We start from the raw sequence: 15,357 nt of genomic DNA, 5'->3' as shown, positions 1-15,357 counted from the left end.
GACGTGGCCGCGGCGGTGCCCGGGATCAGCGGAGCGAGCGGGACCAGGTGCCGGCGGCACCCGACGGCATCGTCCGCGGAGAGCGGCTGGCGGCCTCCCACCCGGCGCGGGGGTCGACCGACACCACGGTGCGGCCGCGCGCCGCTGCGGCGTCGGCGGCAGCGCGGAGCACGGCCGTGACGGCCGCGATGTCCTCGGGTGTCGGCGACCCCGCGACCACCGAGAGGTCGATCCCGTCGGCGCTCCCCGGGCCTCCCGGCCGGTGCGACGCGCTCGCGTCGGCGCTCACAGCGGGATGTTCCCGTGCTTCTTGGGCGGGAGGGCCGCACGCTTGCCGCGGAGGGCGCGCAGGGCCTTGACCACGGCGACCCGCGTCGCGTGCGGCTGGATGATCCCGTCGAGCTCGCCGCGCTCGGCGGCCAGGTAGGGGCTCGCCACGTTGTACGTGTACTCGTTGGCGAGCTGCGCCCGGACCGCGGCGACGTCCTCGCCGGCCTCCTCGGCGCGCTTGATGTCGCTCCGGTAGAGGATGTTGACGGCGCCCTGGCCGCCCATCACGGCGATCTCGGCCGTCGGCCACGCCAGGTTGATGTCGGCGCCGAGCTGCTTGGAGCCCATGACGATGTAGGCCCCGCCGTACGCCTTGCGCGTGATGACCGTGACGAGCGGCACCGTGGCCTCGGCGTAGGCGTACAGGAGCTTCGCGCCGCGCCGGATCACGCCCGTCCACTCCTGGTCGGTGCCCGGCAGGTACCCCGGGACGTCCACGAGCGTGAGGATCGGGATGGAGAACGCGTCGCAGAACCGGACGAAGCGGGCCGCCTTCTCGCCGGCGTCGATGTTCAGGGTCCCCGCCATCGCCTGCGGCTGGTTCGCGATCACGCCGACCGTGCGTCCCTCGACGCGACCGAACCCGATGACGATGTTCGGTGCGAAGAGCGGCTGGACCTCGAGGAAGTCGCCGTCGTCGACGACGTGGTCGATGACCGTCATGACGTCGTACGGCTGGTTCGTCGAGTCCGGGATGACGACGTCGAGCTCCCGGTCCGCGTCGGTGGTCTCGAGCTCGACCGCGGTGTCGTAGGCCGGGGCGTCGGACAGGTTGTTGTCCGGCAGGAACCCGACCAGCGAGCGGGCGTAGTCGAGTGCGTCCTGTTCGTCCTCGGCGAGGTAGTGCGACACCCCGGACACCGCGTTGTGGGTCTGCGCGCCGCCGAGTTCCTCGAACCCGACGTCCTCGCCGGTGACGGTCTTGATGACGTCCGGTCCGGTGACGAACATGTGGCTCGTCTTGTCGACCATGATCACGAAGTCCGTGAGGGCGGGGGAGTACACCGCGCCCCCCGCGGCCGGTCCCATGACGATGGAGATCTGGGGGATGACGCCGGACGCGGCGGTGTTCCGGCGGAAGATCTCGCCGTACTTGCCGAGTGCGACGACGCCCTCTTGGATGCGCGCGCCACCGGAGTCGAGGATCCCGATGATCGGGACACCCGTCTTGAGCGCCAGGTCCATGACCTTGACGATCTTCTCGCCCGCGACCTCGCCGAGTGATCCGCCGAAGACCGTGAAGTCCTGCGCGTACACGGCGACCTGCCGGCCGTGGATCGTGCCCGTACCCGTGACGACCGCGTCGCCGTAGGGGCGCTTGGCGTCCATGCCGAAGGCGGAGGTGCGGTGCCGCACGAACTCGTCGAGCTCGACGAACGAGCCCTCGTCGAGGAGCGCCGCGATGCGCTCGCGGGCGGTCATCTTGCCCTTGGCGTGCTGCTTCGCGATCGCGGCCTCGCCTGCGGCGGTCACGGCCTCGTGGTACCGCACCCGGAGGTCGGCGAGGCGCCCGGCGGTGGTCGACAGGTCCGGCGCGTCCACGCCGTTGGGGGACTCGGGGGTGCTCACCCGATCACCCTACCGGCCGGTCGAGCGCCGTCCGTTGGAGGGTCCCCACGGTTCCTGGGGGTCGGAGTGCACGGTGTCATGCAACCGGCGGACGTGCTCCCGGCGGGGGCGCGACCCGTACATTGGCTCGCATGTCGTTCGAACGATCCCGAGCCGCCGGGGTGCCGCTCACGGTCGTGGCGTCGACGGGGTCGACGAACGCCGATCTCCTCGCCACCGCGCCGGCGACCGATCACCTCGCCGCGCTGGCCACACTCGACCAGACGGCCGGGCGCGGGCGGCTCGACCGCGTGTGGACGGCGCCGCCCGGTCGCACGCTCGCGGTGAGCGTGCTCGTCCGTGCGGACCTCGACCCGGTGGCGCGGGGCTGGCTGCCGCTCGTGGCCGGCGTGGCGATGCGGGACGCGGTCGCGCCGCTCGTCACGGCGACCGCGGTCGCCGTGAAGTGGCCGAACGACGTGTTCGTCGACGACCGGAAGCTGTGCGGGATCCTCGCCCAGGTCGCCGCGGACGGGTCCGTCGTCGTGGGCGCGGGCGTGAACCTCACCCTGACCGAGGACGACCTGCCCACACCCGTCGCGACGTCGCTCGCGCTCGCCGGTGCGCGTGGGGGCGCCGACGACCTCGCCGACGTCGTGCTGGCCGGCTTCTGGACGCGGTTCCGGGAGGCCGTGTCCGGTCTGTCCGCGGACCTGCCCGCCGTGCGCGCCCGGGTCCGTGCGGCGTGCGGAACCATCGGACGCGAGGTGCGCGTCGAGCTCCCGGACGGATCCGTGCTCGAGGGGACCGCGACGGACCTCGACGACGAGGGGCGTCTGGTCGTCGAGGGGCTCGGCACTGCGTCCACGCCGGGAGCAGGCCGTGCATCCGGTGCCGTCACGGCGATCGCCGTGGGCGATGTGACGCACCTGCGGTATGCATGACGCCATGCCCGACGAGGACGGACCCAGCGAGCGCGTCGTCGCCCGGATCCGGCCCTCCGGCCGCCAGTTGGTCCGGCCCGTCGTCGCGCTCCTCGTCGCGGCCGCGGGCTACGGCTCCGGTCACGGCGTGTTCCACGCGCAGTGGGCGTGGGTCGACCTCGTCGTGTCGGTGGCGGCGCTCGTGGTGCTCGTGCTCGGGGCGCTCGTGCCGTTCCTCCGCTGGTTGTCGACGCGGTTCGTCGTCACCACGCACCGACTCGTCGCGCACGAGGGGGTCCTCATGCGGCACCGCACCGAGGTGGTGCTGACGCCAGCGCTCGTCGTGTCCGTGCACCGCTCGATCGGGCAGCGGCTCTGCGGATCCGGGGACGTGGTCGTGCAGGGGGCGTCGGACCGTCCGGTGCTGTTCTGGGACGTGCCGGGTGTCGCGCTCGTGGCGGCCGCCGTGCAGGAGCTCGCCGGCCGTGCCGCACCGCCGCCCGCCGCGCACGCCACCGGTCCGACGTGGGAGGAGATCCTCCGCGGCCCCGGGTCCGACGACGTCGGACCCGGAGGCGCTCGGTCGTGACGCGCCGGTGATCCGGGGTCCGGGCCCACGGGGACACCGGGGGTGGGGCGCTGGGTGAGGCCCCGGTGCGTCCGGGCGCTCGGCGTCGGCGCGCTCCGGTAAGTTCGTCGGGTGCGCATCTCAGTGATCGGCTGTGGGTACCTCGGTGCCGTCCACGCCGTCTCCATGGCCAAGCTCGGACACGAGGTCGTCGGCGTCGACGTCGATCCCGTCAAGATCGCGGCGCTGTCCCGCGGTGAGGCACCGTTCTTCGAGCCGGGACTCCCCGAGATCCTCAGCGAGGCCCTCGCGACCGGCCGCATCCGGTTCACGACGGAGATCGCGGACGTCGCGGGGTCCGAGGTGCACTTCCTCGCCGTGGGGACCCCACAGGGTGCCGACGGAGCGGCCGACCTCCGGTACGTCGACGCGGCGGTGGCCGCACTGCTGCCGCACGTCGGTGCCGGACAGCTCGTCGTCGGCAAGTCGACCGTGCCGGTCGGCACGGCGGCGCGCCTGGCGGAGGACCTCGCCGTGGCCGAACCCGACGCGACGCTCGTCTGGAACCCCGAGTTCCTGCGCGAGGGCTTCGCCGTGCAGGACACGATCAGCCCGGACCGGATCGTGTACGGCGTGCCGGACGGGGTCGAGGGTGAGCGCGCGGTCGAGGTGCTCGACGACGTCTACGCCGCGGCCCTCGCCGCGGGGACGCCCCGACTCGTGGTCGATCGCGCGACGGCCGAACTCGTGAAGGTGAGCGCGAACGCGTTCCTCGCGACGAAGATCTCGTTCATCAACGCGATGGCCGAGATCGCCGAGGTCACCGGCGCCGACGTCACCGCCCTCGCCGACGCCATCGGGCTCGACGCCCGCATCGGCCGGCGGTTCCTCAACGCGGGCCTCGGGTTCGGGGGCGGGTGCCTGCCGAAGGACATCCGTGCCTTCCGTGCCCGGTCGATCGAACTCGGCCTGCCGCACACGCTCGACTTCCTCGAGGACGTCGACGCCGTCAACCTGCGGCGTCGCGACCGCCTCGTGGACGTCGCGACGGAGCTCCTCGGCGGTGACGTCCAGGGCCGCCGCGTCGCGGTGCTCGGTCTGGCGTTCAAGCCCGACTCGGACGACGTGCGCGACTCCCCGGCGCTCGACATCGCGGCACGACTGCGGGCGGCGGGGGCCGTGGTCGTGGCCTACGACCCCGAGGCCGTCCACACCTCGCAGCGCGTCCATCCCGAACTCACCTACGCCGAGAGCGCCGCCGAGGCCCTCGGCGGTGCCGACGTCGTCCTCGTGCTGACCGAGTGGCAGGAGTTCCGGGACCTCGAGCCGGCCGCGGTCGGTGCCCTCGTGGCGGCCAAGGCGATCGTCGACGGCCGCAACTGCCTCGATCCGCAGGCCTGGCGGCAGGCGGGGTTCACGTACCGCGGCATGGGGCGCTGACCGGAGTCCGACGCTCCACCGGCCGCCCGGTCCGCGCCCGCCCGTCCGTCAGGCCGTCGAGACGACGCTGCCGGTCGTCGCGTCGACGACGACCGTGTGGGTGGTGCCGCCAGCACTGACGAGCACGGTCCACCGGTGCGACGATCCGGCGGCGCCGAGGCGGAGGGACGTCACCCTGCCGCCGTCGACCGCGGCGGTCGCCGTCGTGGCGGCGTGGGCGACGTCGACGCGTGCCGCCGTCGCCGCGGCGGCGTCCGCGGCCTGCGTCGCGGCGTCCACCTGCTTCGGGAAGGGGCCGCTGATCACCCGTTCCGTCGTCCCCGAGACGACCGACTGCGTCTCGGCCCCGCCGGTCCCCACGACGAGCACGGTCCAGCCGTCGGCACCGGACTTCGAGAACGCGATGACGGTGCCACCACCGGCGGCCGTGACGCCCTGCGCGGCGATCCCGGCGACGTCGACCGGCGCTGTCGTCCCGGTGCCGGCCCCGCCCGAGGACGACGACCCGCCGGAGCCGGACCCGCCGGCACCCGCGGTCGCTCCCGGGGCGGCTGACGCCGGTCCCGATGGCGCGCCGCTGCTGATCGGGGCAGCACCCGCCGTCGCACCCGTCGCGGTGGTGGCGTCGCCGGTCGGGTGGGGCGTCGCGCTCGCGCCGTGCGCGGTCCGTGTCGGTGTCGGGTCGCCGCCGCCGCTGCACCCCGTGAGGGCGAGGGCCACGCCGACCCCGAGTGACACGACGACGGGCAGCGGGACGAGACCGCCCCGACGGCGAGAACCTGGCATGGACCCGATCCTGGCAGGTGGCCCCCACCCCACCCGGCAACGGCCGGGAGGGTCGTGGAACGCGCCGACGACGGCTCGCGGTCAGGGCGTTGTGTCGGCCGCGACCGCGGGGACGCTGCGGTCCTGCGTGTCCAGGGTGCGGTCCGGGTGGTACACCCACACCTTGTACAGCCAGAACCGGAAGGCCGTACCGAGCACGAGGCCGATCACGTTCGACGAGATGTTGTCCGCGAGCGCGGAGTGGTAGCCGAGGACGTAGTGCGAGATCCAGAGGCACCCGAGGGAGATGAGCATGCCGCCGAGTGACACGACGACGAACTCGATGCCCTCACGCACGGCCACGGAACGGCGCTGGTGCCGGAACGTCCAGTAGCGGTTCCCGACCCAGTTCACGAGGATCGCCACCGTGGTCGAGATGAGCTTGGCGAAGAAGGGACCGGCGTGCACGTGCTCGGGGGCGAGGACGGTGAGGCGGAGGAGGTTGAACAGGCCGGTGTCGACCACGAACCCGACTGCTCCGACGATGCCGAAGCGCGCGAGCTGTGCGAAGAGACGCCGCACGGGCCCTCCCGGTTCCGTAGAGTTGTGGCCGGCGGATGCGAGAACGGCCGCCGCGAGTCTAGATGACGCGCTGGGATCGGTCCCGGTCGTCGTGGAGGGAACACACGGACATGGCGTTGCGCGTCGGCGTGATCGGTGGCGGACAGCTGGCCCGGATGATGGTGCCCCCGGCCGTGGAACTCGGCCTCGACATCCGGGTGCTCGCGGAGCAGCCGGGCATGGCGGCCTCGATCGCCGCGACGGCCACGGGTGACTACCACGACGCCGCGACCGTGCTCGCCTTCGCGCGCGAGGTCGACGTCGTGACGTTCGACCACGAGCACGTGCCCCAGGACGTGCTGGCCGCGCTCGTCGACGCCGGCGTGGCCGTGCGTCCCGGCCCCGCCGCCCTCGCCGTGGCGCAGGACAAGATCGTCATGCGCACACGGCTGTCGTCGCTCGGGTTGCCCGTGCCCGACTGGGCCGCCGTGCACGACGCGGCCGAACTCGGCGCCTTCCTCGACGCCCACGGCGGCCGCGCGGTCGTCAAGACCGCCCGTGGCGGGTACGACGGCAAGGGCGTCCGCGTCGTGACGGCGTCCGACCAGGCCGACGACTGGTTCACCGCCCTGGCCGAGACTGCCTCGGGGGACGCGTTGCTCGTCGAGGAGCTCGTCGCCTTCACGCGGGAGTTGGCGCAGTCCGTGGCGCGGCGTCCCTCGGGCGAGGTCGTCCCGTGGCCCCTCGTCGAGACCGTCCAGCGCAACGGCGTGTGCGCCGAGGTCATCGCGCCGGCGCCGGGCAGCGCGGGGCGGATCGCGGACACGACCGAGGACATCGCCGTCCGCATCGCCGAGGAGCTCGACGTCACGGGCGTGCTCGCGGTCGAGCTGTTCGAGACCGACGATGAGCGGATCCTCATCAACGAACTCGCGATGCGGCCGCACAACACCGGGCACTGGTCCATCGACGGCGCCACGACGAGCCAGTTCGAGCAGCACCTCCGCGCGGTCCTCGACCTGCCGCTCGGAGTGCCGGGCATGCACGCGCCCACCGCGGCCATGGTGAACGTGCTCGGCGGCCCGGCCGACGGCGACCTCGCGGCGCGCTACCCCGCCGCACTCGCCGAGTTCCCGGAGGCGAAGTACCACTTCTACGGCAAGGCGCCGCGGCCCGGGCGGAAGATCGGCCACGTCACGGTCACGGGCGACGACGTCGACGACGTCGTGTTCCGTGCCCGGGCGGCCGCAGCGCACTTCGACGACTGACGGGCGGCCGCGCGACGGCCCGGCGCCGTCCCTCCCGACCGGCGCCGTCCCCCGATGGGGGATCCCCCGGACTGGGCGGTGCACAGGGGTGACCACTGCTGTTGTCATGGACAACAGCCAGTCACGTGTGCTCCCGACGCACGTTCCACCCCGTGCGTCCCCGACGCACGACCGCGCCCACCACGCCGTCAGGAACGTCCATGCTCCGCTCTCTCTGCGCCGCGGGCGCCGGGATCGTCGCGGCCGCCGCCGCGGTCGTCTCGATCGCCGTCGTGCCCGTGTCCGCGGCGTCCGCCGCGTCGGGCACACCCCTCACCGCCGCCACGGTCCACAGCGCCGCGTCGAGCGGCGTCTTCGCCGGCGGACCGTACCGCGAGCCCACGAGCCAGGCGGCCCAGGCGGCCAGCAGCCTCGCGGCGGCGGGCGACAGCAGCGGGGCCGCGGCCGCCCGCGCCATCGCGCAGTACCCGGTCGCGATCTGGCTGGGCGAGTGGTACTCGGACGCGCAGCTCGTCGACCTCCTCACCTCGACGGAGGCCGCGGCGGCCGGGGCGGGCGCGACGCCCGTCTACGTCACCTACGCGATCCCGAACCGCGACTGCGGCGGCTACTCGTCCGGCGGCATGACCGCGACGCAGTACACGCGGTGGGTGGACCTCATCGCATCGACCCTGCGGGGGAAGCGAGCGGCCGTGATGGTCGAGCCGGACTCCCTCGCGATGCTGAGCAGCTGCCCCGACGAGGCGACGAGCCGGTACGCGCTCCTGTCGCACGAGGTCAGCGCCTTCACCGCCGCGGGGGTCCCGGCGTACCTCGACGGGGGGAACTCGAACTGGGTCCCCCCGGCCACCATGGCGCAGCGCCTCCGTTCCGCGGGTGTCGCCGATGCGCGCGGCTTCTTCAGCAACGTCGCGAACTACTACCCGACCGCGCAGGAGCAGGCCTACGACCAGCAGGTCTCCGCGGCGACGGGCGGCGCCCACTACGTCATCGACACGTCACGCAACGGGCAGGGCTGGCGGGGCACCTGGTGCAACGGGCCCGGAGCCGGACTCGGCGCGGCCCCGCGCGTCGTCGACGACGGCACGGCGCTCGACGCCCTCCTGTGGGTGAAGACCCCCGGCGCGAGCGACGGTTCCTGTGGCGGTGCGCCCGCCGCTGGGGAGTGGTACCCGAGCTACGCCCGGGCCCTCGTCGCGAACGCCGTGCTGGACCCGAACGGCACCGTGAGCGCGAGCTCCGGCAACGGCGGCACGACCGCGCCCGCGGGATCCGCCCCGAAGGGGTCGTTCGACCGCGCCACCGCGGTCACGGCCGGTGTCACCGTCCAGGGATGGGCCTTCGATCCCGACGCGACCCGAACGCCCCTGTCCGTCCGGATCACCGTCGACGGCGCGGCGACCACGATCACCGCGAACGTCACCCGGCCCGACGTCGCGCGCGCCTACGGCGTCACGGCCGCGCACGGGTTCTCCGCCACCGTCCCGGCGACGAGCGGGAAGCACGCGGTCTGCGCGAGCGCGGCCGGGGTCGCGGGCGGCGGCGACAGCAGCCTCGGATGCAGGACCGTGACCGTCCCGTCCGTCAGCCCGAAGGGGTCCTTCGACTCGGCGACCGGCGCGGCCGGTGGCATCCGGGTGGCCGGATGGGCGTTCGACGGCGACCAGACCGGGACCGCCCTCACCGTCCGGGCCGCCATCGGGTCGACGACGACCACGTTCACGGCCGACACGACGCGGAAGGACGTCGCGCGGGTGTACGGCGCGGGGGCGTCCCACGGCTTCACCGCACTCGTCCCCGCGGCGGCCGGGTCGCGGAGGGTCTGCCTGACGGCGGTGAGCGTCGGCGGTGGCGCCGACACGAGTCTCGGGTGCAAGACCGTCACGGTGCCGAACACGAGCCGGTAGGCCCACCGACCGCGGTGGCCGGTGTGCCGGCGCGGCCATCTCCACGCACGGACGGACGGACGAACGGACGGGCGGACCGCGGCTGGGTGGCCGGTCCCGCGCCGGTAGCATCGACCCGTGACCGACACCACCGCACCGTCGTCCCCGCTCGTCGCGATCGTCATGGGATCCGACTCGGACTGGCCGACGATGCGCGCGGCCGCCGAGATCCTGACCGAGCTCGGCATCCCGTTCGAGGCGGACGTCGTCTCCGCCCATCGCACGCCCGACAAGATGATGCGGTTCGGTCGGGAGGCCGCCGGTCGCGGTATCCAGGTCGTCATCGCCGGCGCGGGTGGTGCGGCGCACCTCCCCGGCATGCTCGCGGCCGTGACGACGCTGCCCGTCATCGGCGTTCCCGTGCAGCTCGCGCGGCTCGACGGCCTCGACTCACTGCTGTCGATCGTGCAGATGCCCGCGGGAGTACCCGTGGCGACCGTCTCGATCAACGGCGCGGCCAACGCGGGGCTCCTCGCGGCCCGCATCATCGGCTCCGCCGACGCCGCCGTCTCCGCGCGTCTGGCCGACTACGCCGCGGGACTCGAGGACCTCGTCGAGCAGAAGGCGGCGGCGCTCCGCGCGCAGCTCTGAGGGGTGCCGGGCCGACCACGGCGTCCCGGGCGGCGCGGCGAGGCCGGTGACGGGCCTCCCGCGCGTGCCGCTCAGAGGTCGGCGTGCAGGTGCCAGACCTCGGCGGCCGAGTCGCGCCAATCGAACATGCGCGCGCGGTCGGGACCGGCGACCCGGAGCTGCGCGGCGAGCGCCTGGTCGCCGACGACCTGGAAGATCGCGTGGGCGAGCCGTTCCGGGTACGTCTCGATGGGGTTCGTGTCGACCACGACCGCGGCGTCCGCGGCGACCTCGCGCACGGCCGGCGCGTCCGAGTGGATGACCGGCGTGCCGAGGCTCATCGCCTCGATCACGGGCAGGCCGAAGCCCTCGGCCAGGCTCGGGAACACGAACACCGACGCGCGGGCGTAGACGACCGCGAGGTCGGCGTCCTCGATCCGTCCGAGGACCTTGACGCGGTCCGGGGCGAGGCCCGCGGCGGCGGCCGTGCCGGCCACGTCGACGTCGCCCCAGCCGTCCGGACCGCTGATGACGAGCGGGAGGTCGGCGGGAGCATCGGGGCGCGCCATCGCCGCGATGAGGTGCCCGAGGCCCTTGCGCGGTTCGAGCGTCCCCACCGCGAGCACGTACCGTTCCGGGAGGCCCAGGCGCTCGGCCCGCACGTCGGCGTCGACCGGGACCCGGAGTCGCCCGCTCGGCGCTCCACCGATCACGCGGAGGCGGTCCTCGAACCGGTGGATCTCGTTGAGCTCGGCCGCGACCGCGTGCGTGGGCACCACGACGGCGTCCGCGTACTTGTACGCGCGCTTCACCATCGCCTTGTGGAAGTGGACACCGCGGGGCGTCAGGGTCTCGGGGTGGGTCCACGGCACGACGTCGTGCACCGTGACGACCGTCTGCCGGCCCGGCTCCAGACCACGGTCGTGCTTGACCAACGGGGCGAGCACGCTCGGCGCGTGCACCATCCCGCGGCTGGCGCCGTGGGCGAACCCGCCCTGCCAGGCGAGCGAGAGCTCGCGGCGGGGCAGCGACAGGCGCTCGAGGTCCGCCAGGCCCGGCAGGAGCGTCCGGATGTGCGCCAGGTCCCCGGCGTCGACGGCCGACACGATGCCCTCGACGTCGCAGCCCGCCGGTGCGGTGGCGATGAGTTCCCGCGTCAGTTCCTCGGCGTACCGCCCGATCCCGCCCGGCACCGGGGCCACGATCTGGTCGACGATCACGCGGAGGGTGGTCATGGGGCTGTTCGGTCTCCTGGAGTTCGCCGACGACGCGTCGGACCCGGTCTCGCTCGGCCCGCGGACGTCCCCGGCAGGCCGCACGAACCTATCAGTGCTGCCCTGGAGTTCCGCGAGAGCCGAGCGCGCCGAGGTCGTCCCGCTCGGTCGGGACCGCGACGGGCGGCACGGGACGGTGCCGCCGGTTCAGCACGAACACGGCCGCGAACACGACGTCGACGACCGTGAGCAGCACCCGGGACATCACCGCGACGCTCACCGCGGTCCCGCTGGCGAGCGGCACGCCCGCCACGAGCAGCGCGGTGAGCGTGGCCTCCCGCCCGCCGAGCCCGGCCGGCAGGAAGAACACGACGAAGCCGACGAGCCACGCGAGCGCGTAGCCGCCGATCACGAGCAGGAACACGCCGGGGCGGAGGTGCGCGAGCGGCGACAGGACGAGGGCGATGTGCGTGCCGAACAGCCCCCAGGCGAGCGCCGCCCACCCGAACGCGCGGGCCAGGGTCGGGTAGGGGATCGTGAGCTGACCGAGCTCCCGACGCGTCACCCGTGAGGCCAGGCGCATGCCGAAGCCGAGCACGGACGGGTGGAGTGCGGCGACGACGATGGGCACGAGCAGGAGCACGAACCAGTAGGTCCGGAAGGCGCCGGGGGCGACGAACGGGATGGTGACGGCCGCCACGCAGACGCCGGCACCGCAACTGACGAGCAGGGTCAGCATGCCGACGGCGACGCTCTTGGCCGCGGGCACCTTGTGCTCGCGGCCGAGGTCCGCCTGCGCGACGATCGGCCACACCGAGCCCGGGATGTACTTGCCGATCTGTGACAGGAAGAACACGCGCTGCGCGGCACCGAGCGGGAGGCGGTGCCCCGCGCCGGCCAGGAGGCTCCGCCAGGACAGGAACGTCACCCACGTCGCGGCGAACCCGAGCAGGAGTGCGAGCGCGAGCGGCGCCGGACGCTGCCGCGCGAAGGCGGCGGCGATGTCGTCCGCGCGCGGCACGAGGAACGCCACGCACAGCGCCAGTGCGAGCACGAGGGCGACGACGCGGATGACGGTCCGGCGGCTGCGTCGCGGGGCGGGCGGCGTCTCGGGGCTCGTGGTCATGATCACCTAGGGTAGTTCGCGGCCGATGACGCATCGGCCCGGGCAGGGAGGACACGAGGCCACGTGCGCATTCTCGCATTCGGGACGTACCAGGCGGCGAACCACCCGCGCGTCACGGTCCTCGTCGAGGGCCTCCGTGCCCGGGGCCACCGGGTCGTCGAGGCGAACGTGCCGCTCGGCCTGAGCACCCGGGACCGCGTGGCCATGCTCGGGTCGCGGACCGGGGCGGTCCGGATGGCCGTGCGGCTGCTGTCGTCGTGGAGCCGGCTCGCCGTCCGGGCACTGCGGGTCCGCGCCGCCGGTCGTCCCGACGCACTGCTCGTCGGGTACATGGGGCACTTCGACGTCTGGTTGGCGCGAGCGCTGTTCCCCCGGACCACCATCGTGCTCGACCACCTGATCTTCGCCGCGGACACGGCGGCCGACCGCGGCGTCGGCGGTGGCGTCGTCCAGCGCGCCCTCCGGTGGCTCGACCGCGCCGCCCTCACCATCGCCGACGTCATCGTCCTCGACACCGAGGAACACCGGGACCTCGTGCCGGCCGCGCTGCGGTCGAAGGCGGTCGTCGTGCCCGTCGGCGCGCCCGCGGAGTGGTCCGCGGTCGAGCCCGCGCCCGAGCCCGGGGACGGACCCGTCCGCGTCGTGTTCTTCGGACTGTTCACGCCCCTCCAAGGGGCCGCGGTGATCGGGCACGCGCTCGCGGGCCTCCCCGAGGGGCTCGTCGAGGTCTCCATGGTCGGGGCCGGTCAGGACCTCGACGCCACGCGCGCGGCCGTCGGCGACCGACCCGACGTCACCTGGACGCCCTGGGTGGAGGCCGCCGACCTGCCGTCCGTGGTCGCCGCGCACCACGTCGGTCTCGGCGTGTTCGGGACGACCGACAAGGCGCTCCGGGTGGTGCCGAACAAGGTGTACCAGTGCGCCGCGGCGGGCACCGCGATCGTCACGAGCGACACACCGCCGCAGCGACGGATGCTGGGGGAGGACGCGCTGTTCGTGCCGCCCGGGGATGCCGACGCGCTCGGCGCGGCGCTGCGCGGTCTCGCCGAGGACCGTGATCGGTTGGCGGCGCTCCGGAGGGCCGCCCGGAGCCGTGCCGCCGGGTTCCGACCGGCCGCGGTGGTCGCCCCGCTCGAGGAGCGGCTCGCCCGGCGCTGAACGCGGTCGGCGCAGGGCGCGATGGCCCAGGGCGCGACGGCCCCGGGCGGCGCCGGGCGCGACGGCGCCGGGCCGCGACGGCGCCCGGCGACCCTCAGGCGGTCAGGACCCCCGCTGCCGCGGCGGCGTGCAGGGCGTCCCGCCAGTCGCGCATCGGCGCGATCCCGGCCGCCGCCCAGCCGTCGTGCCCGAGCACGCTGTAGGCCGGACGCGGTGCCGGACGGACGAACGCACTGCTGTCCGTCGGGAGCACGCGCTCCGGGTCGAGGCCGGCCTCGGCGAAGATCGCCTTGGTGAACTCGAACCACGAGGCCTGCCCGCTGTTCGTGCCGTGGTAGACCCCGGCGGGAGCGTCGGCGTCGAGGAGCGCGACGATCTGCCGTGCGAGGTCGCCCGTCCACGTGGGCTGGCCGACCTGGTCGGTGACGACGCTCACCGTGTCGTGCGACGCCGCGAGCCGGAGCATCGTCTTGGCGAAGTTCGGGCCGCCGGCGCCGTAGAGCCACGCGCCCCGGACGATGTACGACGAGTGCGGGGCGACGGAGCGGACGAACGCCTCGCCCTCGGCCTTCGTGCGACCGTAGGCGCTCACCGGGTGGGTCGGCGTGTCCTCGGCGTAGGGCGTCGTCGCCGTGCCGTCGAACACGTAGTCCGTCGACACGTGGACGAGCCGGGCGCCGGACTGGACCGCGGCCCGGGCGAGCATCTCGGCGCCCTGGGCGTTGACGCGCCGCGCCGTGGCCTCGTCGGTCTCGGCGTCGTCGACCTTCGTGTACGCCGCCGCGTTGATGACGACGTCGTGGCCCTCGACCGCGGCAGCGACGGCGCTGCCGTCGCTGATGTCGAGTTCGGCACGCGTCAGCGCGGTCACCGCCCGCCCGAGCAGCGCCTGCTGGAGGTCCTGGCCGAGCATGCCGCCCGCGCCGGTGATGAGGTACCGGGTCATGCGAGCGCCGCACGCTCCTTGAGCGGTTCCCACCACGCGCGGTTGTCGCGGTACCACTGCACGACGTCGGCGAGGCCCTGCTCGAACGGCACGAGGGGCTCGTAGCCGAGCTCGGCCTGGATCTTCGAGATGTCGACGGAGTAGCGGAGGTCGTGCCCGAGCCGGTCGGCCACGCGGTCGACGTACGACCAGTCCTTGCCCGTGGCGTCGAGCAGCAGCTGGGTCAGCTCCTTGTTCGTGAGCTCCGTGCCGCCGCCGATGTTGTAGATCTCGCCCGCGCGGCCCCGGGTCAGGACCATGGCGATGCCGCGCGTGTGGTCGTCGACGTGCAGCCAGTCGCGGATGTTGTCGCCCTCGCCGTACAGCGGGACGTGCTGGTCGTCGATGAGGTTCGTGACGAACAGCGGGATGACCTTCTCGGGGAAGTGGTACGGGCCGTAGTTGTTCGAGCACCGTGTGATCGACAGGTCGAGCCCGTGGGTGCGGTGGTAGCTGCGCGCGAGCAGGTCGCTGCCGGCCTTCGACGCGGAGTACGGGGAGTTGGGCTCGAGCGGCCGGTCCTCGGTCCACGAGCCCTCGGCGATCGAGCCGTAGACCTCGTCGGTGGAGACGTGCACGAAGCGCTGGGTGCGGTGCCGCAGGGCCGCGTCGAGGAGGCGCTGGGTGCCGACGACGTTCGTCTCGACGAAGACGCCGGAGTCCCGCACGGAACGGTCCACGTGCGACTCGGCGGCGAAGTGCACGATCGCGTCGATGCCGGGGACGACCTCGTCGAGCTTGGCCGCGTCGGTGATGTCGCCGTGCACGAAGGTGTAGCGCGGGGAGTCGGCGACCGGGGCGAGGTTCTGCTCGTTGCCGGAGTAGGTCAGCGCGTCGTAGACGACGACCTCGGCGCCCTCGAGGCCCGGGTAGGCGTCCTCGAGCGTGCGTCGGACGAAGTTGGAGCCGATGAACCCGGCTCCACCGGTGACGAGGATCTTCACGGACTGTTCCT

At 73.8% G+C, this 15,357-nt stretch carries 15 protein-coding genes; 7 read left to right on the top strand and 8 right to left on the bottom strand.

Annotated elements, in window-relative coordinates:
• Nucleotides 1-25 precede the first annotated feature (25 nt).
• Both DEI92_RS10670 and DEI92_RS10665 read right to left on the bottom strand, forming a co-directional pair.
• The gene (locus DEI92_RS10670) at nt 26-289 is read right to left on the bottom strand and encodes an acyl-CoA carboxylase epsilon subunit (RefSeq protein WP_111013473.1); all 264 of its coding nucleotides are present in this window, start codon (nt 287-289) and stop codon (nt 26-28) included.
• Nucleotides 286-1,899: an acyl-CoA carboxylase subunit beta gene (locus DEI92_RS10665; protein ID WP_181434842.1), complete on the bottom strand. Its 1,614-nt coding sequence runs from the start codon at nt 1,897-1,899 to the stop codon at nt 286-288. The genes DEI92_RS10670 and DEI92_RS10665 overlap by 4 nt, the downstream gene beginning before the upstream one ends.
• A 131-nt stretch (nt 1,900-2,030) precedes the next feature.
• Between DEI92_RS10665 and DEI92_RS10660 the strand changes: the two genes are divergently transcribed.
• The 3 genes from DEI92_RS10660 to DEI92_RS10650 all read left to right on the top strand — a co-directional run bounded on the left by DEI92_RS10660 (nt 2,031) and on the right by DEI92_RS10650 (nt 4,809).
• A complete protein-coding gene (locus DEI92_RS10660; RefSeq protein ID WP_111013472.1) occupies nt 2,031-2,822 on the top strand; it encodes a biotin--[acetyl-CoA-carboxylase] ligase in 792 nt (263 codons plus the stop codon).
• A gap of 4 nt (nt 2,823-2,826) precedes the next feature.
• On the top strand, nt 2,827-3,390 hold the full coding sequence (locus DEI92_RS10655) for a PH domain-containing protein (RefSeq protein ID WP_111071363.1): 564 nt from the start codon (nt 2,827-2,829) through the stop codon (nt 3,388-3,390).
• A gap of 111 nt (nt 3,391-3,501) precedes the next feature.
• Complete coding sequence (locus tag DEI92_RS10650) at nt 3,502-4,809, top strand: UDP-glucose/GDP-mannose dehydrogenase family protein (RefSeq protein ID WP_111013470.1); 1,308 nt, start codon at nt 3,502-3,504, stop codon at nt 4,807-4,809.
• Between the two features lie 48 nt (nt 4,810-4,857).
• On the opposite strand, the gene DEI92_RS10645 is transcribed toward DEI92_RS10650, so the two are convergent.
• Together DEI92_RS10645 and DEI92_RS10640 are read right to left on the bottom strand one after the other, a co-directional pair.
• Nucleotides 4,858-5,595 (bottom strand): hypothetical protein, encoded by a 738-nt coding sequence (locus DEI92_RS10645; protein ID WP_111013469.1) that lies wholly within the window; start codon nt 5,593-5,595, stop codon nt 4,858-4,860.
• Nucleotides 5,596-5,676: 81 nt separating this feature from the next.
• Nucleotides 5,677-6,156, bottom strand: a complete 480-nt coding sequence (locus DEI92_RS10640; protein WP_111009529.1) for a GtrA family protein — start codon at nt 6,154-6,156, stop codon at nt 5,677-5,679.
• Between the two features lie 62 nt (nt 6,157-6,218).
• Between DEI92_RS10640 and DEI92_RS10635 the strand changes: the two genes are divergently transcribed.
• The 3 genes from DEI92_RS10635 to purE all read left to right on the top strand — a co-directional run bounded on the left by DEI92_RS10635 (nt 6,219) and on the right by purE (nt 9,940).
• Nucleotides 6,219-7,403: a 5-(carboxyamino)imidazole ribonucleotide synthase gene (locus DEI92_RS10635; protein ID WP_258370165.1), complete on the top strand. Its 1,185-nt coding sequence runs from the start codon at nt 6,219-6,221 to the stop codon at nt 7,401-7,403.
• Between the two features lie 200 nt (nt 7,404-7,603).
• A complete protein-coding gene (locus tag DEI92_RS10630) occupies nt 7,604-9,310 on the top strand; it encodes a glycoside hydrolase family 6 protein (RefSeq protein WP_111013467.1) in 1,707 nt (568 codons plus the stop codon).
• Nucleotides 9,311-9,472: 162 nt separating this feature from the next.
• On the top strand, nt 9,473-9,940 hold the full coding sequence (gene purE, locus DEI92_RS10625; RefSeq protein WP_111009629.1) for a 5-(carboxyamino)imidazole ribonucleotide mutase: 468 nt from the start codon (nt 9,473-9,475) through the stop codon (nt 9,938-9,940).
• Between the two features lie 71 nt (nt 9,941-10,011).
• On the opposite strand, the gene DEI92_RS10620 is transcribed toward purE, so the two are convergent.
• Together DEI92_RS10620 and DEI92_RS10615 are read right to left on the bottom strand one after the other, a co-directional pair.
• The gene (locus DEI92_RS10620) at nt 10,012-11,154 is read right to left on the bottom strand and encodes a glycosyltransferase family 1 protein (RefSeq protein WP_111009531.1); all 1,143 of its coding nucleotides are present in this window, start codon (nt 11,152-11,154) and stop codon (nt 10,012-10,014) included.
• Between the two features lie 91 nt (nt 11,155-11,245).
• Nucleotides 11,246-12,259 (bottom strand): lysylphosphatidylglycerol synthase transmembrane domain-containing protein, encoded by a 1,014-nt coding sequence (locus DEI92_RS10615; protein WP_146242879.1) that lies wholly within the window; start codon nt 12,257-12,259, stop codon nt 11,246-11,248.
• A 63-nt stretch (nt 12,260-12,322) separates the two neighbouring features.
• Here DEI92_RS10615 and DEI92_RS10610 point away from each other — a divergent pair, with 63 nt between their 5' ends.
• Nucleotides 12,323-13,417 (top strand): glycosyltransferase, encoded by a 1,095-nt coding sequence (locus tag DEI92_RS10610; protein ID WP_220037494.1) that lies wholly within the window; start codon nt 12,323-12,325, stop codon nt 13,415-13,417.
• A 94-nt stretch (nt 13,418-13,511) separates the two neighbouring features.
• Here DEI92_RS10610 and rfbD read toward each other — a convergent pair whose 3' ends face one another.
• Together rfbD and rfbB are read right to left on the bottom strand one after the other, a co-directional pair.
• The gene (rfbD, locus tag DEI92_RS10605; RefSeq protein ID WP_111013466.1) at nt 13,512-14,363 is read right to left on the bottom strand and encodes a dTDP-4-dehydrorhamnose reductase; all 852 of its coding nucleotides are present in this window, start codon (nt 14,361-14,363) and stop codon (nt 13,512-13,514) included.
• Nucleotides 14,360-15,346, bottom strand: coding sequence for a dTDP-glucose 4,6-dehydratase (gene rfbB, locus DEI92_RS10600; RefSeq protein WP_111013465.1), 987 nt, complete (start codon nt 15,344-15,346; stop codon nt 14,360-14,362). The genes rfbD and rfbB overlap by 4 nt, the downstream gene beginning before the upstream one ends.
• Between the last annotated feature and the right edge of the window lie 11 nt (nt 15,347-15,357).

Origin of the sequence: Curtobacterium sp. MCBD17_034 (assembly GCF_003234515.1) — a bacterium.
Taxonomy (GTDB): domain Bacteria; phylum Actinomycetota; class Actinomycetes; order Actinomycetales; family Microbacteriaceae; genus Curtobacterium.
This window is presented reverse-complemented; position numbering and strand designations above follow the sequence as displayed.

Excerpts from the sequence above, each read along its gene's own strand:
- DEI92_RS10660 (WP_111013472.1), top strand. The coding sequence starts at position 2,031 with ATGTCGTTCGAACGATCCCGAGCCGCCGGGGTGCCGCTCACGGTCGTG.
- DEI92_RS10620 (WP_111009531.1), bottom strand. The coding sequence starts at position 11,154 with ATGACCACCCTCCGCGTGATCGTCGACCAGATCGTGGCCCCGGTGCCG.
- DEI92_RS10615 (WP_146242879.1), bottom strand. The coding sequence starts at position 12,259 with ATGACCACGAGCCCCGAGACGCCGCCCGCCCCGCGACGCAGCCGCCGG.
- DEI92_RS10630 (WP_111013467.1), top strand. The coding sequence starts at position 7,604 with ATGCTCCGCTCTCTCTGCGCCGCGGGCGCCGGGATCGTCGCGGCCGCC.
- DEI92_RS10655 (WP_111071363.1), top strand. The coding sequence starts at position 2,827 with ATGCCCGACGAGGACGGACCCAGCGAGCGCGTCGTCGCCCGGATCCGG.
- purE (WP_111009629.1), top strand. The coding sequence starts at position 9,473 with ATGGGATCCGACTCGGACTGGCCGACGATGCGCGCGGCCGCCGAGATC.
- DEI92_RS10645 (WP_111013469.1), bottom strand. The coding sequence starts at position 5,595 with ATGCCAGGTTCTCGCCGTCGGGGCGGTCTCGTCCCGCTGCCCGTCGTC.
- DEI92_RS10635 (WP_258370165.1), top strand. The coding sequence starts at position 6,219 with ATGACGCGCTGGGATCGGTCCCGGTCGTCGTGGAGGGAACACACGGAC.
- rfbD (WP_111013466.1), bottom strand. The coding sequence starts at position 14,363 with ATGACCCGGTACCTCATCACCGGCGCGGGCGGCATGCTCGGCCAGGAC.